Source organism: Xanthomonas sp. NCPPB 3442 (genome assembly GCF_056725145.1).
Window position 1 is genome coordinate 1,493,781 of record NZ_CM161514.1, and the last position, 20,455, is coordinate 1,514,235.

The window sequence follows — 20,455 nt, forward strand, 5'->3', positions numbered from 1 at the left end:
CGTGGCCGCGCTCAAGTGGATGGTCTACGGGCGCTCACCGAGCCTGGACACCTTCTGGGATGACGCACTCAACCTCGGGCGCGTGCCGGCCACCGAGGCCGCGATCGCGGCGGCGCAAGCGCGGCTCGGTGTCCGCCTGCCGGCCTGGCTGCGTGAGCTGTACGCACGCTACGACGGCGGCGCGGTGCAGATGGCGCGTGGTCAGTCCCTGGAGGAGCCGGACAACTGGCTCAAGGCCGAATGGCTGTTCCCGCGCGCGCGCCTGCTCGGCAGTGCGGAGCTGTTTTCCTTTGCGCAAGTGCGTGCCCGCGAGGAGTACCGCGACGACGCGTTTGCCGGGCTTGCTGCCGGTGGCGATGATCGCCATCTGATCGTCATCGCGGCCGATGACCGTTCGCCGAGCCGGGCGCTGTGCCTGGACTACTCCGCATTCGGTGCCGAGCCCACACTGGTCTACGTCGATGCAGGCGACAAGCGCCGGTTGGCGGTGTTCGCCAACGTGGAGGACCTGCTGGCGCAGTTGGTCGATGTCCACTATTGGTCCCCCGCGTTGCAGGCCAAGCACGACGCAGATGTGGTGCAGTGGCAGCCGCAGCCGCCGGCATTGACCACGTTCTGGAGCGGCGCCGATGGGCGGAACGACGGCGGAGCCGCAGCGGACGCCGATGCCTTCGCTGAGGCCGAAGCACGCCTGGGCGTGCGCCTGCCGGCATTGTTCAAGCGTCTCTACAGTGTCCAGGACGGGGGCGATACCGGCTGGTGCTGGGTGCCGCGTACCCGTTTTCCGTCCGATCACTACGTGGATTGGGAATGCGTGCTGGTTGATCGCGATCTATCGCCGCTGGCGCAGATCCGCAGCGTGCTGGATTTTGCCGATGCCTTCGAAGACCGGAGTGACTTCCGCGCTGCGGCCTGCCTGCACGCCGGCCTGGATCAGGTGCTGGTGCTGTCTTGCCATAACGTCGATAGCCTGCTGTGCCTGGACTACCGCGCGCGCGGCCCGCAATGCGAGCCGGAGGTCGTCTATTTCGAGAACTGGGAAGGGCTGGTGCCGACCTGGCGCGCCGCGCGCTTCGATGCCTTCTTCGCAGTGCTGCGCCAGGCCGAGCTTGATGTCTAGATGTTGGGCCATCCGCGCGCGGCATGAGAAGATGGCCGGATGACTGAGCAGCGCATCATCGCCAGCAGCTCCACCCGCGAAGACGACGCCGCCGATGCGAGCATTCGTCCCAAGCGCCTGGCCGATTATCTCGGTCAGCAGCCGGTGCGCGAGCAGATGGAGATCTACATCCAGGCGGCCAAGGCGCGTGGCGAGGCGATGGATCATGTGCTGATCTTCGGCCCGCCCGGGCTCGGCAAGACCACGCTGAGTCACGTCATCGCCAACGAGCTGGGGGTGAGCCTGCGCGTGACCTCTGGCCCGGTGATCGAAAAGGCCGGCGATCTGGCGGCGTTGCTCACCAACCTGCAGCCGCACGATGTGCTGTTCATCGACGAAATCCATCGTCTCTCGCCGGTGGTGGAAGAAGTGCTGTACCCGGCGATGGAAGATTTTCAGATCGACATCATGATCGGCGACGGCCCGGCCGCGCGCTCGATCAAGATCGACCTGCCGCCGTTCACCCTGATCGGTGCCACCACCCGTGCCGGCCTGCTCACCGCGCCCTTGCGCGACCGCTTCGGCATCGTGCAGCGGCTGGAATTCTATTCCCCGCAGGAATTGACCCGCATCGTGATTCGCTCGGCGGCCATCCTGGGCATCGACTGCACGCCCGAAGGCGCGGCGGAAATCGCACGCCGCGCGCGCGGCACCCCGCGTATCGCCAACCGGCTGCTGCGTCGCGTGCGCGACTACGCCCAGGTCAAGGCGGCCGGGCATATCGATCTGCCGGTGGCGCAGGCGGCCATGCAGATGCTGAAAGTGGATCCGGAAGGTTTTGACGAGCTCGACCGTCGCATGTTGCGCACCATCGTCGAACACTTCGATGGCGGCCCGGTCGGCGTGGAATCGCTGGCCGCCTCGCTGTCGGAGGAGCGCGGCACGCTGGAAGACGTCATCGAGCCGTACCTGATCCAGCAGGGCTTTCTGATCCGCACGGCGCGCGGCCGCATGGTCACGCCCAAGGCCTATCTGCATCTGGGCCTGAAGGTGCCGCGCGAGCGCACCCCGGGCATCGGCGAACCGGGAGACCTGTTTTGACGACGCTCTGCTGGTCGCCAACCTGGGTCGTCACGACCGAAATTCCGTGCCCATGACCATCGAATCCCCATTCTCCAATCCCCAATCCCTGCCGGTATTCAGTTGGCCGACACGCGTCTACTGGGAAGATACCGACGCCGGCGGGGTGGTCTACCACGCGCGCTACGTGGCCTTCATGGAACGCGCGCGCACGGAGTGGATGCGTGCGCTCGGCTACGGGCAGGAGCGTATGCGCCAGGAGCACGACCTGGTGTTTGCGGTCCGCGCGATGCAACTGGATTTCCTCAAGCCGGCCCGGCTCGACGACGCGCTGTCAGTGTCGGCGGTATTGCTGCGATGCAGACGGGCCAGCCTGCTGTTCGCGCAATCGGTCCGTCGCGAAGGCGAAGTGCTGCTGACCGCCGAGGTGCGTATTGCCGCGCTCGGTACCAGCGACTTCCGTCCGCGTGGCATGGACGATGCGCTGTATGACGTGTTGAAAGCTCTAGAAACCCCAGAATCCGATTACTGAGGAACGAACGGATGTCGATTGCATTGCTCCTGGCCCTGCAGGACACGGTAGTGGAAGCACTGCCGCAGGACGTCGCCGCTGCTGCGGCGCAGACCGCCAGCGTGGCGCACAACAGCAGCATCAACTATGTAGACCTGATCCTGCGCGCCAGTATCCCGGTCAAGATCATCGTGCTGCTGCTGCTGATCGGCTCGTTCATCAGCTGGGTGATCATTTTCCGCAAGGCGCGTGCGTTCAAGCTGGCCAATCGCGAGGCCGACGAGTTCGAGAACCGCTTCTGGTCCGGTGCGGACCTGGCCAAGCTGTACGCCTCGGCCACCGACCGCAACCGCACCGTGGGCGGTCTGGAATCGATGTTCGAAAGCGGCTTCCGCGAGTTCTCGCGTCTACGCGACCGCCGCCGTCTGGATGCGCGCGTGCAGCTGGAAGGCGCGCAGCGTGCCATGCGCACCGCGTTCACGCGCGAAGTCGACCAGCTCGAGCGCAACCTCGAACTGCTGGCCAACATCGGCTCCACTGCGCCGTACGTCGGCCTGGTCGGCACCGTGTTCGGCATCATGGTGACCATGCACGACATGGTCAGCAGCGGTGAGCAGGCCGGTATCGCCGCGGTGGCGCCGGGTATCTCCGAAGCGTTGTTCGCCACCGCCATCGGTCTGTTCGTGGCGATTCCGGCCGTGTGGGCCTACAACCGCTTCACCACCCGCGTGGAACGGCTGTCGGTGCGCTATGAGACCTTCGCCGACGAGTTCAGCTCCATCCTGCAGCGCCAGGCCGGCGCGGACGAGTGATGCGCGCTGCCGGCATGCCCCCGCATGGCGTGACGCGGGAAGTGTCCGGCAGGGCCAGTCGCGTCGGTGCGCAGTGCCACGTGCAGGTGTCCCTTTTCGGGGCACCGTGCAAGCGCACTGCCAGCCGGCGCCGAGGACTAATTAGGAACGTTTCGCGATGATCTCCGGTATTTCCCGTCGTAAGAAGCGCAAGCTCAAATCCGACATCAACGTCGTGCCGTATATCGACGTGATGCTGGTGCTGCTGATCATCTTCATGGTCACCGCACCGTTGCTGACCCTGAGTACCGACGTCAGCCTGCCCAGCTCGCGCGCCAAGGCGCTGGAAAGCAAGCAGGACCCGGTCGTGGTGGTGGTCGCTGCCGATGGCAAATTGGCGCTGCAGCTGCCCAAGGGCAAGCCGCAGGCGATGGACGTGGCTGCGCTGCAGGCACAGCTGGCTGCCATCGTGGCGCAGGACAAGGACGCACGTGTGGTGGTGGCCGGCGATCGCGCCGCGCCGTACCAGAAGATCATGGATGCCATCGACGTGCTCAAGCAGGCCAAGGTCGAGAAAGTGGGCCTGATTTCCGACTCCGGCGGCACCGCAGGCAGCGATGCACGCTGACGCACTCCCCACGCAGACCGCGCGCGATGACGGCTGGTTTCGACCGGTCGTCCTGGCATTGGTCGTGCACGTCCTGGTCGCGCTGGTGTTTATCGCCGGCTGGCTGTGGTCGCCCGAACGCTCGGTGGAGCCCGCGGCCGGCGACCCCAGCATGGAGGCCTCGCTGGACGTGTCGGCTGCCGAGGCGCGGGTTGCGCGCCAGGCATTGAAGGCCACGCCGGTCGAGACGCCGCCCCCGCCTGCGCCATTGCCCGAGCCCGCGCCGAAAGACAGCGTGCCGCCGCCGCAGCCGATCCCCGAGCCGCGCCCGCAGGATGCGCCTACGCCGCAGCAGGCGCAGGCACAGGAGCGCATAGCCCAGCCCGACAAGGTCGACCAGGAGCGCGTGGATGCACTGGCCATTTCCGCCGAAAAGGCCAAGCAGGAACAGGAAGCCAAGCGTCGCCAGGAGCAGATCGACCTGACCGAGCGGAAACGCCAGGAAGAGGCCGAGCAGAAATTGCGCCTTGCCAAGCAGCAGGAAGAGGCCGACGCCAAGAAGAAACAGGCGGCCGCACAGCAGGCGGCGGAAGAAGCCGAACGCCAGAAGAAGATCGCCGACATCCGTCGTCAGCGCGCGCAAGCCGATAAGGAGATGGCGCTGGCCGAGCAGAAGTTGCGCCAGGTCGCCGCCGCACGTGCGCAGCAGGCCTCCGCGGCCGCGGCGACCAGCGCGCAGCCGACCGCAGGGCAGGGCGGTACCAGTACCGACCTGTCGGCCAAATACGCCGCGGCGATTCAGCAGAAAGTGTTGGCGCAGTGGGTGCGTCCGCCGTCGGTGCCGCCAGGCCAGAAATGCACCATCAACATCCGCCAGTTGCCGGGCGGCAGCGTGATGGAGGCCAAGGTGGCGCCGGGCTGTCCCTACGACGAGGCTGGCCAGCGTTCGATCGAAGCGGCCGTGTTGAGCGCCCAGCCATTGCCTTACCGCGGGTTCGAGTCGGTGTTCCAGCGCAACCTGACCTTTGTGTTCACTGCGCAGGATCAGTAATCGTTGTCGGGCTGCGGCGGCCACTGGCGCCGCAGCCTGGTGCCACCCCGCGTGATCGCCCATGGGGCTGTCCATGTCGTTACACCATCGCTCGCTCCGTTTTCACGTCAACTCATTCACGATTGCGAGTATGTTCACTCGTTGATTGCTATCCCTTGCACACTTTTCCTGCCCGATCCGAGCCGTCCATGAAAAAACCGCTGCGTTGGCTAGCCGCCTTGACCGCCCTGTTGTTGCCGCTGAGCGCACTCGCGCAGCAGCAAGGTCTCACCATCGATATCGTCGGCGGTAGCGCGTCTGCCACGCCGATCGCCGTCATTCCGATGCCGTATCAGGGCTCGGGCACCGCGCCGCAGACCGACGTGTCCGCCGTGGTCGGCGCCGACCTGGATCGTTCCGGGCAGTTCCGCACGTTGCCGGCCGCGCAGATCGTCGAAAAGCCGACCCGTGGCACCGAGGTGCAGTTCCAGACCTGGCGCACCCTCAAGCAGAACTACATCGTGGTCGGCCGCGTCATGGACGCCGGCGAAGGCGCATACCGGGTCGAATACGAGTTGTTCGACGTGGCCAAGGGCGAGCGCATGCTGGGCCTGGCGATGACGGCGCGTGCCAATGCAATGCGCGATGTTTCGCACCAGATGGCTGATGCCATCTACGAGAAAATCACAGGTGTGCGCGGTGCCTTCTGGACCCGCATTGCCTATGTGACTGCCAGCGGCAAGGGCGGCGCCATGCGTTATGCGCTGATGGTGGCCGACTCGGACGGCTACAACCCGCAGACCATCGTGCGTTCGGCCGAGCCGCTGCTGTCGCCCAACTGGAGCCCGGACGGCAAGAAGCTGGCATATGTGAGCTTCGAGCGCGGCAACTCGTCGATCTACCTGCAAGACATCGCCACCGGTGCACGCGAACTGGTGTCCAGCTTCCGGGGCATCAACGGCGCGCCGTCGTTCTCGCCGGACGGACGTCGCCTGGCGCTGGCGCTGTCGCGCAGCGGTAACCCGGAAATCTACGTGATGGATCTGGGGAGCAAGCAGCTCACCCAGCTCACTAACCACTTCGGCATCGACACCGAGCCGACCTGGGCGCCGGATGGCGGCAGCATCTACTTCACCTCCGATCGCGGCGGTCGTCCGCAGATCTACCAGGTGGCAGCCAGCGGCGGCAGCGCCAACCGCGTGACCTTCCAGGGCAACTACAACGCCACCGCCAGCGTGTCGTTCGACGGCAAGAAGATTGCCGTGGCTCAGGGCAGCGGCAACACCTACCGCATCGCGATGATGGACCGCAGCCTGGGTTCGCCCAGCTGGAGCACGCTGTCGCCGGGCTCGCTGGACGAATCGCCGAGCTTTGCGCCTAACGCCAGCATGGTGTTGTACGCCGCACGCGAAGGCGGCCGTGGCGTGCTGTACGCGGTCTCTTCCGACGCTCGGGTCCGCCAGCGCCTGGTGCTGGCCGACGGCGATGTGAGAGAACCCGCATGGGGGCCTTACCGAATCGCGCATTAATGTTAATATTTCGCTGCGTTAAACCACTCATTGGCCCAGAGCCTCCATAGGTACCCCATGAACAAGTCCACCCGCGTCTTGCTTGTCTCCCTGCTGTCCGTTGCTGTGCTGGCTGGTTGCTCGAAGAAGGTGAAGGAAACTCCGCCTCCTGCGACCGATACCACCGCTGGTTCCTCGGTTCCCACCGGCCCGTCCACCTCTGGCCTGTACGGCCCGGGCGACCTGGATACCGATGCCTGCCTGCGTCAGCGCGTTGTTTACTTCGATCTGGATCAGGACTCCCTGAAGCCGGAATTCCAGGCCATCATGGCTTGCCACGCCAAGTACCTGCGTGACCGTCCTTCCTCGCGCATCACCCTGCAGGGCAATGCGGACGAGCGTGGTTCGCGTGAGTACAACATGGGTCTGGGCGAGCGTCGCGGCAATGCCGTGTCGTCCTCGCTGCAGGCTGCCGGCGGCTCTGCCAGCCAGCTGACCGTCGTCAGCTACGGCGAAGAGCGTCCGGTCTGCACCGAGTCGAACGAGTCCTGCTGGTCGCAGAACCGCCGCGTCGAAATCGTGTACACGGCTCAGTAAGAAGCGATGCGCTTTCGAGTGACATCCCTGTTCGTCGCGGCGGCCCTCGTGGTCGCCGCGCCGGCATACGCCCAGCGAGCCAGTCTCGCTGATCGTGTGGCCGTGCTCGAGCAGCAGCAGGCCAATAGTCAGGCCAACAACGATCTCCTCAATCAGCTGCAGCAGGCGCGTTCGGACCTGCAGGCATTGCGGTCGACCGTCGAACAGCTGCAGCACGACAATGAGCAACTCAAGCAGCAGTCCAAGGACCAATATCTGGACCTGGATGGACGCTTGAACCGGTTGGAAGGCGCAGGTGGCGCAACACCGCCATTGCCCCCAGCGACCGGCAGCGTGACCCCGGCCCCGGCACCTGCCGCGCGGCCCGCAGCGGCGGCAACTTCCGAGAAGCCGCCAACCGTCCATGGCGACCCAGGCACCCTGGCCGTCAGCAACGACGAACGTACGGCCTACAACGTGGCCTTCGATGCATTGAAGAACGGCAAGTACGACGATGCGTCGCAGCTGTTCCTGAGCTTTCTGGAGCTCTATCCCAACGGCGTGTATACCCCCAATGCCTTGTATTGGCTGGGCGAGAGCTATTACGCCACCCGTAATTTCCAGCTTGCCGAGGCGCAGTTCCGTGATCTCGTCAGCCGCTATCCCACGCATGACAAGGCCGCCGGCGGCTTGTTGAAGCTTGGCCTGTCGCAGTACGGCGAAGGCAAGAACAACGAGGCCCAGCAGACCTTGCAGCAGGTTGCTTCGCAGTACCCCGGCTCCGACGCGGCACGCGTTGCGCAGGAGCGCCTGCAGTCCATCCGTCTCGGCCAGCAACTGCGCTGAGCCTCGCGTTCGTGCCTGCCGGCACGGCGCATACTTTGCCCATGAATGCCGCCGCCGTCCCCAGCGAGATCGTCCAGTCGCCATTGCCGCGGTTGAAGATCACCGAAATCTTTTTGTCCCTGCAAGGCGAGGCCGAAGCGGCTGGCTGGCCCACGGTATTCGTCCGCCTGACCGGCTGCCCGTTGCGCTGCCTGTACTGCGACACCGCGTACGCGTTCCATGGCGGGCAGTGGCATGACATTGACGCAATCGTCGCCGAAGTCGCCAGTCATGGCGTGCGCCATGTCTGCGTGACCGGCGGCGAGCCGTTGGCGCAGAAGCGTTGCCTGGTTCTGCTGGAGAAGCTCTGCGACGCCGGTTACGACGTCTCGTTGGAGACCTCCGGTGCGCTGGACGTGTCTGCCGTCGATCCGCGCGTCTCGCGCGTGGTCGACATCAAGACGCCCGCATCCGGCGAGGAGGCACGCAATCGCTGGGAAAACCTGCCGCTGCTGACCGCGCGCGACCAGATCAAGTTCGTGATCTGCAGCCGCGCCGACTACGAATGGTCGCGCGAGATCGTCGCCGCGCATGCACTGGATCGCCGCTGCACGGTGTGGTTTTCGCCCAGCAAAAGCGAGGTGAGCCCACGGCAACTGGCTGACTGGATCGTGGCAGACCGCTTGCCGGTGCGCTTCCAGATGCAGCTGCACAAGCTGCTGTGGAACGACGAGCCTGGGCGGTGAGGATCAGGCGCGTAGCGCAGTGCATCAGGCGACTGCCTTGCGCTGGCAAAAATTACGGACGGTGTTTTGATTGGCTCAGGCAGCCGGGATCCCACAAAGTGGCAAAGACCTGTAAGCCGCTATGCGGTGATGCGTTAGCGTAACGGCGCACCGGTGTCCGCGCGCTCGTACGGGCGAGCGAATGCTGCGAAATTGCGGAACGGATGCCTTCCTGGGGAGCGATGAAGTTCGCTGAAAGCCTTGCTGGAGATGGTGGGCCGTGATGGATTCGAACCATCGACCAAAAGATTAAAAGTCTTCTGCTCTACCGACTGAGCTAACGGCCCACTGACCCCGACATTGCGTCGGGGTGCGCATTCTACCCTACGCGGGCGTCAAGACAAAATGGCGTAGTGCGTGGGGTCGGGAACGCCGGCATCGGCGAAGCCGGCCGCGCGCAGGCGGCAGGCGTCGCAGTGGCCGCAGGCGCGTCCATCGGCATCGGCGCGGTAGCAGGAGACGGTGAGGCCGAAGTCCACACCCAGGCGCACGCCTTCACGGACGATGTCGGCCTTGCTGAGGAACTGCAGCGGTGCGTGCACGCGCAGCCCTGCACCTTCCACGCCTGCCTTGGTGGCCAGGTTGGCCAGCACCTCGAAAGCGCGCACGAACTCGGGACGGCAATCGGGGTAGCCGGAGTAGTCCACCGCATTGACGCCACAGAACAGGTCGTTGGCGCCGACGACCTCGGCCCAACCGAGCGCCAGCGACAGCATGATGGTGTTGCGCGCGGGCACGTAGGTGACGGGGATGCCGTCGCCGCCAGCGTCGGGGACGTCGATGTCGTCGGTCAATGCCGAGCCGCCGATGCTGCGCAGGTCCACGTCGACCACCTTGTGCGCAACGACGCCCTGCGCGGCAGCGACGCGCGCTGCGGCGTCCAGTTCGGACGTATGGCGTTGGCCATAGCGCACGCTCAGCGCGTAGACGGCAAAGCCCTGCTCCTGCGCGAGTGCGATGACGGCGGCGGAATCCATGCCACCGGACAACAGAACAACGGCTTTTTTCATGGCGAATCGGCGATCACTGCGGAATAAGCCCGAAGGCTATCAGGGACGATGGCGCAGGGCGACCGGGAACCGGTCTTCGATCGGCTTCGGTTGGCGCGGGATTGGCCGGTGCAGGCACGAAACAGTGGAATGCGCTTGCGGCGTTGGTCGATTGCAACCGCTTTGTCTGGCGACGGCGCGCGTTTTTGTTGAGCTGGATTTGACGTCAAATACGCATGATCAGGCGTTCACGTAAGTCCATTTATCGTTCGCTTCAATTTTGGAACCATGACGCAATGGCCGAGCATCAGGAAGACGCAGCGAAATCGCGCATTTACGAGGCCCTGCTACAGGCAACACCGGATCTTTTGTATGTGTTCGATATCCAGCATCGCTTCGTCTACGCCAATCAGGCGTTGTTGACGATGTGGGGCATGCGCTGGGAAGACGCCTGCGGCAAAACCTGCCTGGAACTGGGCTACGAGCCCTGGCATGCGGCCATGCACGATGAAGAGATCGAACAGGTGATCGCAACAGGCCAGCCGGTGCGCGGCGAAGTGCCATTCCCGCATACGACCAAGGGCCTGCGCATCTACGACTACATTTTTACCCCGGTGTTCGGACCCGACGGCAAAGTCGAGGCGATCGCCGGCGCCACGCGCGACATCACCGAACACAAGCAGCATGAGCAGCATCTGCAGCTGTTGATCAACGAGCTCAACCACCGGGTCAAGAACTCGTTGGTGATGGTGCAATCGTTGGCGCGGCAGTCGTTCACCAACGCCGGTGGCCTGGCCGACGCACAGGAAAAGCTCGACGCGCGCTTGCTGGCGCTGTCGCGGGCACACGACACCCTGACGCGCGAAAACTGGGTCAGCGCCGACATCCTGGAACTGACCCGCGACGCTGCCGCGCTGTATGAGTCGCACGACAGCCAGCGCTTCACGTTGCAGGGTGATTCCTGTCGGCTTGATCCGCGGCGGGCATTGGCGCTGTCGATGGCGCTGCATGAGCTGTGCACCAACGCGCTCAAGCACGGCGCCTTATCCTTGCCAGCTGGCAATGTGCTGGTTTCGTGGGAGCGCAGCACGCGTGGCGAGCAGGAACTGCTTGACTTGATCTGGCGGGAAACCGGGGGGCCGCCCGTGCAGCCACCCACGCGCAAGGGGTTCGGCACGCGTCTTCTGGAGCGTGGCTTGAAGCACGACCTCAAGGGCGACGTTGAGCTGTCCTTCGATCCGGCTGGCGTGCGCTTCCGCGTTTCCATCCCGTTGCCGCCCGAGCATGCCGAGGCACGGCCATGACCATGCGCGTGCTCCTGGTCGAAGACGAATCGTTGGTGGCGATGCTCTTGGAGGATTGCCTGGCGGAACTGGGCTACGAGGTGGTGGCAACCGTGGCCGACGTGGACGCCGCGTTGCAAGCGGTGCAGGCAGGCAACCTCGACCTGGCACTGCTGGACATCAATCTTGGCGGCACCTTGTCGTTTCCCATTGCGGAAGAACTGGATGCGCGCGGTGTTCCGTATATCTTCGTGACCGGCTATGCGCAGGGCGGGATTCCCGAAAAGTACCGGCACCGGCACGGCCTGCAGAAACCCTTCCATTTTCGTGATCTAAAACATGCGCTATCGCTGCTGCAGCAGCGCAGCGCCGAGTGATCAGCGCGGGTCTTGTTGCAGTTGAACGACATGGGGGCGCTGAGAAGTTCGATATCGCCGACCGCCGCAATGCTCCGGCGTGCATGGCACCGCAGGCATTCAACCGGTTCGGACAGTGACTGGGATCGGTACTTGGGCGTGCATGCGCAGCGATTACCCGGCTAGCGTGGCAGGTGCAGCCAATGTGGCGATGGGTGCCGGAATTCGCAGCGTATGCAGATGCATGGCAGCCCGGCGACGGGCAGGCGGTGAGAACGGTGGCCGTGGTGTCTATCTGCTGCCACGCAAGCTGGTGGCAGCGGCCTCGCGCAGTGCCTGGTTGAGTTGCTGCAACACGTTCGAGCGCACAGCGGCGTACTGCCAGTACAGCGGAACATCGAGCCAGCGGGTGGGGTCGACGATGACGACCTGCTTGTTGCGCACCGCAGGCAGCACCATCGCTTCGGGCGCCAGGCACCAGCCCAGCCCGCGTGCAGCGGCTTCGACAAAACCGGTGGAGGTGGGCAGGTAATGCGTGGGCGGGCTCAGCCGGCTACGCGTGACCCGCCTGACGAAACGCGCCTGCAAGGTGTCCTTGCGATTGAACACCAGCATCGGCGCCTTTCCCAGCGCGTCGGCAGTGAAGCCACCCTGGAAATGCGCAGCGACGAACGCCGCCGATGCGATCGCGTGGTAACGCATCACGCCCAACGCCTGGACATTGCAACCCTGCAGTGGCGCGCGCTCGGAGGTGACCGCGCCCAGCACGCTGCCAGCGCGCAGCAACTCCAGGGTGTGGTCCTGGTCGTCCATCTGCACATCGAACAAGAAGCCGTGCGCCTGGTGGAGCGAAGACAGCGCCTGCAGGAACCAGGTCTGCAACGAGTCGTCATTGACCGCGATGGCGAGGGTACGTGGGTGCCCGGCGATGCCATCGCCAGGCAGGAAGTCGGCAATCGCTTCGGCTTCGAGGACCTGCATGGGCTTGAGCCGGCGCAGCAGCCGTTCGCCGGCCGGCGTGGGCCGGCAAGGCGCCGTGCGCATGACCAGTACCTGCCCGAGTCGGTCTTCGAGCGCCTTGATGCGTTGCGAGATTGCCGAGGGCGTCAGTGCAAGACGCTGCGCGGCGGCGTCGAAGCTGCCTTCGTCCAGCACGGCTGCGAAGGCGGCCAATTGCGGATGCAGAAGATCCATGCGTTCACCTGCATTAGAAATGCTAATCAGCATACAGATTATTTAGTTTTCCTAATTCGATGTAAGGGCACACGATGCGCGCCTGCCTCGGAGACACCACCATGATCGTTCAAGCAACAGTGGCCGGTTTTCTTGCCGGTGCCGGTCTCATCGTCGCGATCGGCGCGCAGAATGCGTTCGTGCTGCGGCAAGGGCTCAAGCGCCAGCACGTGGGATTGGTGGTGGCGATCTGTGCACTTGGCGATATCGCGCTGATCCTGCTCGGCGTTGCTGGAATCGGCGCGTTGGCGCAGCAATACGCGGGCCTGCTGCAGCTGTTGCGCTACGCAGGCGCCGCATTTCTGGCAGTGTATGGGTGGATGGCCGCATGCCGTGCCTGGCGCGGAGATGGCGCAATGTCGCCGGCAGAACACGGCGAAGACCGCTGGCAACGGGCCATGCTCACCTGCCTGGGGTTTACCTTCCTCAACCCGCACGTCTATCTCGATACGATGCTCTTGCTCGGCAGCCTGGCCACGCATTACCCCGGCGCGTTGCGCTGGGCATTTGCACTGGGTGCGTGTATCGCCAGCGTGAGCTGGTTCTCTGGCCTGGGCTATGGGGCCCGCTTGTTGCAGCCGGTGTTCCGGCATCCGCGTGCGTGGCGGAGACTGGATGGACTGATCGCGGTCTTCATGCTGCTGCTGTGTGTGCTGTTGCTGCTACCCGAGCACGCGGCGCTGCGCTAATCGCTCTGGCTGGACGGTGTGATGCAGTATCGCGCATGACTTGCGACGCATCAGAGCTGGGTATCCCGATCCATCGTGATCTGTTGCCGTACACCGCCAGGCCAGGGCCACCGGATCGTCGCTGACGCTGCGATTGCGCGCCACTTCGCGGTGTTTGGGCCGTTTCATCGGCAGCGAACAGGCGGCATTGCCGTGGATGGTGCCCCTGGGATGTGGACGGCGCCGTTGCAACATCCAGGCGCGCCTCCCAGGGCGCGCTTGGGACGAGGTCAGTGGCGTGTTGCGATTGCCGCCGGCAACCGCTTCGGTGCGCTCACGCCAGCTGCGCCTCTGCAGGGCAGCCAGCGGGCCATGCCACTCAGGCGTGGCGTACCTTGTCCAACAGATGCGCGACCGGCGCGGTAGCGCGGGTGTCTGCGCGGCGCGCGTGCCGTGCATCGATCTTGAAGATGGCGACCGCGTCGGTGAGGTGCACGGCTTGTTCTTCCATGGAGCGGGCCGCGGCAGTGGCTTCTTCCACCAGCGCCGCATTCTGTTGCGTGGTCTCGTCCATGTGCGTGATGGTGTGATTGACCTGTTCGATGCCGGCAGATTGCTCCTGCGAGGCCGCCGAAATTTCGCCCATGATGTCGGTGACGCGCTGGACGCTGGCCACAACCTCGCACATGGTCTTGCCGGCGCTGTGCACCAGTGCCGAGCCTTCGGCCACGCGTTGGACGGAATCGTCGATCAGGTCCTTGATCTCCTTGGCTGCGCCGGAGGAGCGTTGCGCCAGCGTGCGCACTTCCGAGGCGACAACCGCAAAACCACGGCCCTGCTCGCCTGCCCGGGCAGCTTCCACCGCGGCGTTCAGCGCCAGGATGTTGGTCTGGAAGGCAATGCCGTCGATGACGGAGATGATGTCGGCGATCTTCTTGGACGAGGCTTCGATACCACTCATCGTGTCCACGACCTTGCCGACCACATTGCCCCCCTCCGAGGCCACGCGTGCGGCGCCGATCGCCAGTTGATTGGCCTGGCGCGCACTCTCGGCATTCTGCTTGACGGTGGAGGTCAGCTCTTCCATCGAAGCGGCGGTCTCTTCCAGGTTGGCCGCCTGCTGCTCGGTCCGCTGCGACAGATCCTGATTGCCCGCGGCGATCTCGCTGGCAGCCGCGTTGATCGACACGGCCGACTGCTGGATGTTGCCGACGATCTGCGCCAGCTGGCTCGCCGTCGCGTTGGCGTCATCGCGCATCTGTGCGAACACGCCGCGGAAGTCCCCGCTCATGCGTGCGGTGAGGTCGCCCGCTGCGATCGACTGCAGCAGTGCCGACAGCGATTGCAGATTGCCGTCCGCGGTGGACATCAATTGGTTCAGGCTCTCCACCATGATGCGGAAATCGAACTGGAAGCGTTCGACATCGCCACGGGCGCTGAAGTCGCCATTGGCAGCCGCCTGTGCCAGGTGCCTGATTTGGTGATTCATCGCCGACAGGTTGAGCTTGACCTGCGACATGGTGTTGCTGAAGGCGGCTTTTTCGCCCGGCAGGGGCTGCATGTCTTCGGAGAGTTCGCCGATGGCATAGCGCCCCATGATGCGCGCCAGATCGTTTTGCACGGCCACGTGCGAGGCCACCAACGCGTTGGTGTCGTTGGCCATGCGGCCGTAGTCGCCCGGGAACACGGTTGCGTCGATGCGGAAGCTGATCTGGCCGTTGTCGTGATGCTTGGCCATGTCGGTCTGCGCCGCGATGAGGTTGCGCAGCTGCAGTTGCATCTTGTCCATGGCCTGCAACAGGCGACCGGTTTCATCCGTTGCGGTGGTGTGCACATCGTTGCGCAGATTGCCTGCGGCGATGGCTTCGGCAGTGCGCGTGGCCTGGCTCAACGGCGTGGTGAGGCTGCGCGTGATCAACCATGCGAGCAGCGCACTGATCACCAGCGCAGCGATGCCGCCGCTGGCCAGGATGATCTTGCCGTTGTGCATCGATGCAACCGCTGCCGCGTATGCGTCTTTGCTGAGGCGGCGCTCCAAGGCCGCATTTGCAGCAATTGCGGCTTGTTGCTCGTCCATCGCCGCAGCGGCAGCGCCTTGCAACAAGGCCTGCGCTTGCTGATTCTGGTCGCGCATGCCGTAGTCGAGAATCTGGTTGTTGAACTTGACCGAGACGTCGCGCTTTTCCTGCACCAGTGCGAGCGCGCTTTTCTCGAGTTCGCTGCTTGGCATCGCAGCCAAGGCATCGTGGGCTTGCTTGTAGCGCGCACGACTCTTTTCGATGATGTCCAGTGCGCGCCGGTTGGCCGCATCGCCGGACACCATCACCACGTCGCGCAAGCCGATCGCCACGTTGGTGTTGGCGTCGAGCATTTCGGAGGACAGCCGGATCCTTTCCATGTTGTTGTTGACGATGGTGTCCAGCTCATAACGCGCATTGGACATGGTGATCAGGCCGGTCGCCACCAGCAGGCCCGACAGCAGAATTAAGATGCCGAAGGCCATTCCGAGGCGACGGCCGACATTGAGGCGTTGCAGAAAGTCATTCATGACCGCTTCCAGGTAGTACAGCTGAGCAGCTCGGTGGATGCGGGGTGCATCGACTCAAGCGTCTTGCCCAGCTAGCGGCCGGATTTGAGGGAGCTAAAGACCGTCGATCGAAAATACTTACCGCTGATTCATTACAGATCGGAAGTTTCCTGACAGCAGTTTCCCGCGTCCTGACACGGGCGCCCCAGGGCGCGAATTCAGATGTGTCTGGCCGGATCGAAGCGTGCCAGGAATGCAGCGATTTTCCGACGTCTTGCCGACATGTGCGCTGACTAACAGACGCGTATGACCGGCCACCGGATTGCATGCAGGGCCAGTGCTGCATCGAACGCTGGGCAACGATCTGCCGCGAGCCCGTGAGCGGATAGGTCGTGCGAGCCACCTCATTGGAGGTGTGCCACGCCGTACGCCGAGCGGATTGCCGCGCCGCAGCATGCATGCCAGTAAGCACCGCGTGCTGCAGCGTGAGCCATCGCGTGCGCAGCGGCGCGACGCGATGGCGATCACTCTTTGCTCAGGCTTCCAGCGCAGCGACCACGTCTGCGTGCAGTTGCTTGGCGCCACTCTCGCTGTTGAAGCGCGCAAAGACTTCTTCGCCGGAGATCAGCCCGACCCGAACCGAGTGGCAATACGACCCGAAGCTTTCGCCAGCATTGAATGGGTCGCTGATGACAGAGATATGGTTGAGGCGGACCCGGGCGGTGCCGAACTGGATAAACATCTGCGATCTCCTGTGTGAGCTTCGAGTTTCCCACGTTGTCGTGCGGTGCAGAAGCGTTTGCCGGTGCCTGCGTGCACACTGCGTTTGCCGTTGCGTTGGTGGCGGGCAATGCGCAACTTGCGCAGGCGCACCGTCCAATGCATTGGGCAACGCTCCATCGCTGCCGTGCAACGACTCACGCGGGCGAGCAGCCAGCACGTACACTGCCGTCCCCTGATGCTGAGCTCGCCCGATGTCTGATCCGATCCGTCTCGATAAATGTATAGCTGCCGCGTTCGGCTGCTCGCGTGGCGAGGCCCAGCAGTACATCGAGGGTGGGTGGGTCAGCGTGGACGGCGTGGTGGTCGAAGAACCGCAGACGCTGGCTACCGCGGCGCAGGTTACCCTGGCCGAAAATGCGGTACTGGCGCCTGCCGAGCCCGCCACCTTGTTGCTGCACAAGCCGGCAGGCATCTGCGTCGATGCCGCGCTGGCGCTGGCCACGCCGGCAACGCGCAGCGCACTGGATCAGGCGGAAGTACGTGTGCTGAAACGGCACTTCCTACGCTTGCACGCACCGCTGCCGCTGGAAGACGCCGCAAGCGGCCTGCTGATCCTGAGCCAGGATGGCCGCGTGCTGCGCCGGTTGAGCGCTGACGCCAGCGCGATCGAGCAGGAATTTCTGGTCGAAGTGCGCGGTGAATTGCGCCCTTACGGCATGGCGCGGCTGGCGCATGGCTTGGTCTATCAGCAGCGCAGTCTGTCGCCCTGCAAGGTGAGCTGGCAAAACGAAGACCGCCTGCGGTTTGCGATCAAGCACGTGCAGCCAGGCCAATTGCGCTACATGTGCGGCGAAGTGGGCCTGGAGGTCGTGAGCATTCGCCGCCTGCGCGTGGGCCGGGTGTCGCTGGGCAAGCTGGCGATCGGTGAATGGCGCTACCTGCCGGCAGGTGAGCGGTTCTGACTGCAGCACGGAGTATGCGGCTGCAGCCGCTGGAATCACGTCGCGCTGTGTGCAAGCGTGCTCAGTCACGGCCAGCAGCGCATGCAGCGATTATTTCTTGTTGCGCTTTTTCTTGGCACGCGTGACCAGAAACAGCACAACGGCAATCACACCGATGACCAGGATGATGAAGGCCGGAGATAAAAACGAATTGTCGCCCATGCGGAACTCCTGACAGTCTTGCGCAGCACAGCGCTGCGATGACCTTAGCCTAGCGAGCGGCCTGCTTGATCGCGTGAAATGCATGGCTTGCCGCAGAAGCGGGCGCATGGTTCCGCCGCATCGATGATTCAGCGCATCGACGTAATTGGCGCGGAAGCTGGCGTTGCCTTGCATCGATCCATGCAGCAATCAATCAGCCACCTGGCACGTGTGGGAGCGTGCCTGTGCAGCGTGATTCGGGAAAGGATGGCCCGGTGCATGAGCGGGTGGCCAAGCAGGCGCTTGCGCAATGATGCGCCCACATCGGCATGCCGCGCGGATTGAGTGCCAGGGAAGGGATGCGCGATCGCAACGACGGTAGAGCTGCGGTCAATCGCAGGACGGGGCAGGTCTTCCAGGCATCAAACCTGGCGACAATTCTTTGGTGCTAAGCGACTGCACGGACGAACGCACGCGCAGATCGCAGGGAAGGCTCGGCCGTTCTGTCGCGCCTTTTCATCCGTGTCCCGGCAGGGGCGTGCTCTGCGCCCCGCGAGTTGAGCGGCCCAACAGGCCTCGCGTCCGGTAGCTGCAGTTTAAATGCGACATCTATCACGTAAATCGGGAGCGAGCCGACACGCTGTCGGGGCGTACCCGACAGCCGTCGCGACGATCTGCGCATGACCGTGGGCTTGTGCCCACAGCCCAGCTCACTGCATCACTGAAACGTAGAGGTGCAGCGGAAGCCGGAACAATCGATCTGCACCGTATTGCCGCTGCTGCAGACCGCGCTGAAGCGCGTGGCGCTGGTGGCCTGCACGGTGCCGCATTGCAGGCCATTGCTGATGCCCTGGGCGCGACTTGCCGCCGACGCGGTCGACATCGCCGGGCTTGCAGGCCCAGCGTTGCCCCCGACACTGGCAGACGCTGCCGCAACGTCTGCCTGCTCGGCGGCTGCCGGTTCGCTCGCCAATGGCAGGGTGACCGCCGACCCGTGCGCGGAGTTGCCTGAACTGGGATTGCCTGCAACCACCACACCGTGCGCGTTCTCGCCCTGCAACGGTTGGCCCCGGTCTTCACGATGGCGGTCGAAGCTCAGCGTCTGCCCGAACACCAACTGGATCCAGCTCGGGTAGGTATAGCCGGTGCCCTTGCTGTGATCGACGATGGCGCCAATCGCCCCGCCGATCAGAATGTTGCCCCAAATGCCCATGTTGGCGCGCGAGATGGAACGGCCGGCGGCATCACGTTGGCCGGGCAGCACACAGGTCACCTCCAGATCGCGCGCGGAACGATGCACTTGTGCGGTCTGGCCGGACTTCACCGTGACGCGGCCCTTGTCGTTGCTGATGGCGCAGTCGGCGCCGGAAACCAGTTGCCCATCGGCCGTCTTGGTGTCGATGCGAATTGGCTGGGTCGCGTCGTTCATGACCGTGGCGCAACCGCTTAGCGCAACCATGGCAATGGCTGCGGTCACTAGATGTCTCATGTTTTCCCCTGGCGTAGGACACGGTACGGCCAGCCGGGCGTTACGCCGCGTCTGTGGTACTACCGTGGTGTGGTCGATCCCCGTTGCCGCCGCATCGCGCGAGGGCTGGCATTTAATACCGGGATTGTGTGCGGCCGTCCAGTCGCGGCCGCTCGTGTTTACGCGACCGGGGTGGCCAGCACGCGGTGCTTGGCCATCACGCTGCGGATCGCACTGAGCAGTTGCTCAGGGGTATACGGCTTTTCCAGAAAGGCCACGCCGTCGGGCAGGATCTCTTCCACGTATTCGACCGCCAGGCCCGAAGTCAGCAGCACCGGCAGGTTGTACGGCGCATGTGCAGTCTTGAGCGCCAGATCCACACCGGTCAGGCCGCCGGGGAAATGGATATCAGAAAACAGCACGTCCACGCGCGGGTCGCTTTCGATCAAGGCCAAGGCTTCTTCGACCGAGCCGGCGCTACGGCAGGTGAACCCATAGCTCTCCAGCACAAGGCAGCTGAGCTGTCGGGTTCCGTCGCCGTCTTCGACAACGAAGACAACCGGCCGTTCCTTGTTCTGTGGCATGAGCTGGTCTCGTAAGGCAGGCCACATTCTCAGCGATGCGGCAGTGAACCCTCTGTCAACGCACACCTCGCCGTATGGTTACCAGCCGAACGGGCCCGGACCATAGCCGCCGGGTGCATAACGCGGGCCAAAAATGGAGCCCTCACCACGTCCGACGCTGATGCTGACGCCAATCTGGTGCGCCTTACCGTCGTCGTCATAATAGGTCTTGCAGGAATTCAAATTCACCGCCTGCCAGTTGCTGTTGCCGCCGCGGCTGGAGTAGCCCAGGCCGGTTTCGACAGCACCATGCAGCTTGCCCTGGCATTGCTCGGCGCGCTCGGCAGCGATGGAAGCGGCACTTGGCCGGGCTAGCGCCGGCTTGGGGCCGCTCTTGTCGCCGTAGAAGGTGCCCGGCGGGTCGTTGCTGTATTCCGGGTCGGAGCGGAGCTGCACCGGGGCTTGCGGAATGCTCAGGTCCAGCGAACGTGCGCTCGCCGTTTCGGGATTGCCGTCGCTGGCTTGGGCCAACGCACTTCCAGCGGCGACGCTGCCGGTGGCAAACAGAGTGACCAGAACAAGCAGGCTGCGTTTCATCGGTTGGACTCTACGAAGAGGGGCTGGCGGCGCGTGCCGGCTCGCCTTGTGAAACTAGCAACGGCTGATTGAATGCGCGCTGTCGATCCTGCGG

General features: G+C 64.3%; 22 protein-coding genes and 1 tRNA gene. 14 read left to right on the forward strand and 9 right to left on the reverse strand.

Going from position 1 to position 20,455, the window contains the following annotated elements:
• Nucleotide 1 precedes the first annotated feature (1 nt).
• The 10 genes from AC1POX_RS06410 (at nucleotide 2) to queE (ending at nucleotide 8,773) form a co-directional block, all read left to right on the forward strand.
• Nucleotides 2-1,120, forward strand: a complete 1,119-nt coding sequence (locus tag AC1POX_RS06410) for an SMI1/KNR4 family protein (RefSeq protein ID WP_011348274.1) — start codon at nucleotides 2-4, stop codon at nucleotides 1,118-1,120.
• A gap of 39 nt (nucleotides 1,121-1,159) precedes the next feature.
• Nucleotides 1,160-2,200, forward strand: coding sequence for a Holliday junction branch migration DNA helicase RuvB (gene ruvB / locus AC1POX_RS06415; protein WP_031423772.1), 1,041 nt, complete (start codon nucleotides 1,160-1,162; stop codon nucleotides 2,198-2,200).
• Nucleotides 2,201-2,252: 52 nt separating this feature from the next.
• Nucleotides 2,253-2,711 (forward strand): tol-pal system-associated acyl-CoA thioesterase, encoded by a 459-nt coding sequence (gene ybgC / locus AC1POX_RS06420; RefSeq protein ID WP_008578064.1) that lies wholly within the window; start codon nucleotides 2,253-2,255, stop codon nucleotides 2,709-2,711.
• Nucleotides 2,712-2,722: 11 nt separating this feature from the next.
• Nucleotides 2,723-3,502 carry a protein TolQ gene (gene tolQ / locus AC1POX_RS06425; RefSeq protein ID WP_008578063.1) on the forward strand — a complete coding sequence of 260 codons (780 nt, stop codon included), beginning with the start codon at nucleotides 2,723-2,725 and terminating at the stop codon, nucleotides 3,500-3,502.
• A 157-nt stretch (nucleotides 3,503-3,659) separates the two neighbouring features.
• Entirely contained in the window at nucleotides 3,660-4,109 is a 450-nt protein-coding gene (gene tolR, locus AC1POX_RS06430) for a protein TolR (protein ID WP_005913652.1), read from the forward strand.
• The gene (tolA, locus tag AC1POX_RS06435; protein WP_277573617.1) at nucleotides 4,099-5,139 is read left to right on the forward strand and encodes a cell envelope integrity protein TolA; all 1,041 of its coding nucleotides are present in this window, start codon (nucleotides 4,099-4,101) and stop codon (nucleotides 5,137-5,139) included. The genes tolR and tolA overlap by 11 nt, the downstream gene beginning before the upstream one ends.
• 188 nt (nucleotides 5,140-5,327) lie before the next feature.
• A complete protein-coding gene (gene tolB, locus AC1POX_RS06440) occupies nucleotides 5,328-6,647 on the forward strand; it encodes a Tol-Pal system beta propeller repeat protein TolB (RefSeq protein ID WP_372356882.1) in 1,320 nt (439 codons plus the stop codon).
• 57 nt (nucleotides 6,648-6,704) lie between these two features.
• Nucleotides 6,705-7,223 carry a peptidoglycan-associated lipoprotein Pal gene (gene pal, locus AC1POX_RS06445; RefSeq protein ID WP_003482562.1) on the forward strand — a complete coding sequence of 173 codons (519 nt, stop codon included), beginning with the start codon at nucleotides 6,705-6,707 and terminating at the stop codon, nucleotides 7,221-7,223.
• A 6-nt stretch (nucleotides 7,224-7,229) separates the two neighbouring features.
• A complete protein-coding gene (gene ybgF, locus AC1POX_RS06450; protein WP_007971751.1) occupies nucleotides 7,230-8,048 on the forward strand; it encodes a tol-pal system protein YbgF in 819 nt (272 codons plus the stop codon).
• Between the two features lie 41 nt (nucleotides 8,049-8,089).
• On the forward strand, nucleotides 8,090-8,773 hold the full coding sequence (queE, locus tag AC1POX_RS06455) for a 7-carboxy-7-deazaguanine synthase QueE (protein WP_008578060.1): 684 nt from the start codon (nucleotides 8,090-8,092) through the stop codon (nucleotides 8,771-8,773).
• Nucleotides 8,774-9,023: 250 nt separating this feature from the next.
• On the opposite strand, the gene AC1POX_RS06460 is transcribed toward queE, so the two are convergent.
• A tRNA-Lys gene (locus tag AC1POX_RS06460) sits at nucleotides 9,024-9,099 on the reverse strand.
• A gap of 48 nt (nucleotides 9,100-9,147) precedes the next feature.
• Nucleotides 9,148-9,822, reverse strand: a complete 675-nt coding sequence (queC, locus tag AC1POX_RS06465; RefSeq protein ID WP_008578058.1) for a 7-cyano-7-deazaguanine synthase QueC — start codon at nucleotides 9,820-9,822, stop codon at nucleotides 9,148-9,150.
• A gap of 275 nt (nucleotides 9,823-10,097) precedes the next feature.
• Between queC and AC1POX_RS06470 the strand changes: the two genes are divergently transcribed.
• Together AC1POX_RS06470 and AC1POX_RS06475 are read left to right on the forward strand one after the other, a co-directional pair.
• Nucleotides 10,098-11,105: a sensor histidine kinase gene (locus AC1POX_RS06470; protein WP_218557176.1), complete on the forward strand. Its 1,008-nt coding sequence runs from the start codon at nucleotides 10,098-10,100 to the stop codon at nucleotides 11,103-11,105.
• Nucleotides 11,102-11,461 (forward strand): response regulator, encoded by a 360-nt coding sequence (locus tag AC1POX_RS06475; protein WP_008578055.1) that lies wholly within the window; start codon nucleotides 11,102-11,104, stop codon nucleotides 11,459-11,461. The genes AC1POX_RS06470 and AC1POX_RS06475 overlap by 4 nt, the downstream gene beginning before the upstream one ends.
• Before the next feature lie 270 nt (nucleotides 11,462-11,731).
• Here AC1POX_RS06475 and AC1POX_RS06480 read toward each other — a convergent pair whose 3' ends face one another.
• Nucleotides 11,732-12,634, reverse strand: coding sequence for a LysR family transcriptional regulator ArgP (locus tag AC1POX_RS06480; RefSeq protein WP_277572210.1), 903 nt, complete (start codon nucleotides 12,632-12,634; stop codon nucleotides 11,732-11,734).
• Between the two features lie 101 nt (nucleotides 12,635-12,735).
• Here AC1POX_RS06480 and AC1POX_RS06485 point away from each other — a divergent pair, with 101 nt between their 5' ends.
• Nucleotides 12,736-13,362, forward strand: coding sequence for a LysE/ArgO family amino acid transporter (locus tag AC1POX_RS06485; RefSeq protein WP_372356883.1), 627 nt, complete (start codon nucleotides 12,736-12,738; stop codon nucleotides 13,360-13,362).
• 358 nt (nucleotides 13,363-13,720) lie between these two features.
• Here AC1POX_RS06485 and AC1POX_RS06490 read toward each other — a convergent pair whose 3' ends face one another.
• Both AC1POX_RS06490 and AC1POX_RS06495 read right to left on the reverse strand, forming a co-directional pair.
• Nucleotides 13,721-15,889 carry a methyl-accepting chemotaxis protein gene (locus AC1POX_RS06490; protein ID WP_031423761.1) on the reverse strand — a complete coding sequence of 723 codons (2,169 nt, stop codon included), beginning with the start codon at nucleotides 15,887-15,889 and terminating at the stop codon, nucleotides 13,721-13,723.
• 514 nt (nucleotides 15,890-16,403) lie between these two features.
• The gene (locus tag AC1POX_RS06495) at nucleotides 16,404-16,610 is read right to left on the reverse strand and encodes a hypothetical protein (RefSeq protein ID WP_008578051.1); all 207 of its coding nucleotides are present in this window, start codon (nucleotides 16,608-16,610) and stop codon (nucleotides 16,404-16,406) included.
• Between the two features lie 232 nt (nucleotides 16,611-16,842).
• Here AC1POX_RS06495 and AC1POX_RS06500 point away from each other — a divergent pair, with 232 nt between their 5' ends.
• Nucleotides 16,843-17,553: an rRNA pseudouridine synthase gene (locus tag AC1POX_RS06500; RefSeq protein WP_031423759.1), complete on the forward strand. Its 711-nt coding sequence runs from the start codon at nucleotides 16,843-16,845 to the stop codon at nucleotides 17,551-17,553.
• Nucleotides 17,554-17,643: 90 nt separating this feature from the next.
• On the opposite strand, the gene AC1POX_RS06505 is transcribed toward AC1POX_RS06500, so the two are convergent.
• The 4 genes from AC1POX_RS06505 to AC1POX_RS06520 all read right to left on the reverse strand — a co-directional run bounded on the left by AC1POX_RS06505 (nucleotide 17,644) and on the right by AC1POX_RS06520 (nucleotide 20,361).
• A complete protein-coding gene (locus AC1POX_RS06505; RefSeq protein ID WP_372357210.1) occupies nucleotides 17,644-17,928 on the reverse strand; it encodes a hypothetical protein in 285 nt (94 codons plus the stop codon).
• A 523-nt stretch (nucleotides 17,929-18,451) separates the two neighbouring features.
• A complete protein-coding gene (locus AC1POX_RS06510; RefSeq protein ID WP_256127329.1) occupies nucleotides 18,452-19,162 on the reverse strand; it encodes a hypothetical protein in 711 nt (236 codons plus the stop codon).
• 218 nt (nucleotides 19,163-19,380) lie between these two features.
• Nucleotides 19,381-19,785, reverse strand: a complete 405-nt coding sequence (locus AC1POX_RS06515; protein WP_008578047.1) for a response regulator — start codon at nucleotides 19,783-19,785, stop codon at nucleotides 19,381-19,383.
• 78 nt (nucleotides 19,786-19,863) lie between these two features.
• Nucleotides 19,864-20,361, reverse strand: coding sequence for a hypothetical protein (locus AC1POX_RS06520; protein ID WP_008578046.1), 498 nt, complete (start codon nucleotides 20,359-20,361; stop codon nucleotides 19,864-19,866).
• Nucleotides 20,362-20,455: the final 94 nt, after the last annotated feature.

Coding starts and splice junctions, on each gene's coding strand:
- ruvB (WP_031423772.1), top strand. CDS start 1,160: ATGACTGAGCAGCGCATCATCGCCAGCAGCTCCACCCGCGAAGACGAC.
- ybgC (WP_008578064.1), top strand. CDS start 2,253: ATGACCATCGAATCCCCATTCTCCAATCCCCAATCCCTGCCGGTATTC.
- tolQ (WP_008578063.1), top strand. CDS start 2,723: ATGTCGATTGCATTGCTCCTGGCCCTGCAGGACACGGTAGTGGAAGCA.
- tolR (WP_005913652.1), top strand. CDS start 3,660: ATGATCTCCGGTATTTCCCGTCGTAAGAAGCGCAAGCTCAAATCCGAC.
- tolA (WP_277573617.1), top strand. CDS start 4,099: ATGCACGCTGACGCACTCCCCACGCAGACCGCGCGCGATGACGGCTGG.
- tolB (WP_372356882.1), top strand. CDS start 5,328: ATGAAAAAACCGCTGCGTTGGCTAGCCGCCTTGACCGCCCTGTTGTTG.
- pal (WP_003482562.1), top strand. CDS start 6,705: ATGAACAAGTCCACCCGCGTCTTGCTTGTCTCCCTGCTGTCCGTTGCT.
- ybgF (WP_007971751.1), top strand. CDS start 7,230: ATGCGCTTTCGAGTGACATCCCTGTTCGTCGCGGCGGCCCTCGTGGTC.
- queE (WP_008578060.1), top strand. CDS start 8,090: ATGAATGCCGCCGCCGTCCCCAGCGAGATCGTCCAGTCGCCATTGCCG.
- queC (WP_008578058.1), bottom strand. CDS start 9,822: ATGAAAAAAGCCGTTGTTCTGTTGTCCGGTGGCATGGATTCCGCCGCC.
- AC1POX_RS06470 (WP_218557176.1), top strand. CDS start 10,098: ATGGCCGAGCATCAGGAAGACGCAGCGAAATCGCGCATTTACGAGGCC.
- AC1POX_RS06475 (WP_008578055.1), top strand. CDS start 11,102: ATGACCATGCGCGTGCTCCTGGTCGAAGACGAATCGTTGGTGGCGATG.
- AC1POX_RS06480 (WP_277572210.1), bottom strand. CDS start 12,634: ATGGATCTTCTGCATCCGCAATTGGCCGCCTTCGCAGCCGTGCTGGAC.
- AC1POX_RS06485 (WP_372356883.1), top strand. CDS start 12,736: ATGATCGTTCAAGCAACAGTGGCCGGTTTTCTTGCCGGTGCCGGTCTC.
- AC1POX_RS06490 (WP_031423761.1), bottom strand. CDS start 15,889: ATGAATGACTTTCTGCAACGCCTCAATGTCGGCCGTCGCCTCGGAATG.
- AC1POX_RS06495 (WP_008578051.1), bottom strand. CDS start 16,610: ATGTTTATCCAGTTCGGCACCGCCCGGGTCCGCCTCAACCATATCTCT.
- AC1POX_RS06500 (WP_031423759.1), top strand. CDS start 16,843: ATGTCTGATCCGATCCGTCTCGATAAATGTATAGCTGCCGCGTTCGGC.
- AC1POX_RS06505 (WP_372357210.1), bottom strand. CDS start 17,928: ATGCAAGGCAACGCCAGCTTCCGCGCCAATTACGTCGATGCGCTGAAT.
- AC1POX_RS06510 (WP_256127329.1), bottom strand. CDS start 19,162: ATGAACGACGCGACCCAGCCAATTCGCATCGACACCAAGACGGCCGAT.
- AC1POX_RS06515 (WP_008578047.1), bottom strand. CDS start 19,785: ATGCCACAGAACAAGGAACGGCCGGTTGTCTTCGTTGTCGAAGACGGC.
- AC1POX_RS06520 (WP_008578046.1), bottom strand. CDS start 20,361: ATGAAACGCAGCCTGCTTGTTCTGGTCACTCTGTTTGCCACCGGCAGC.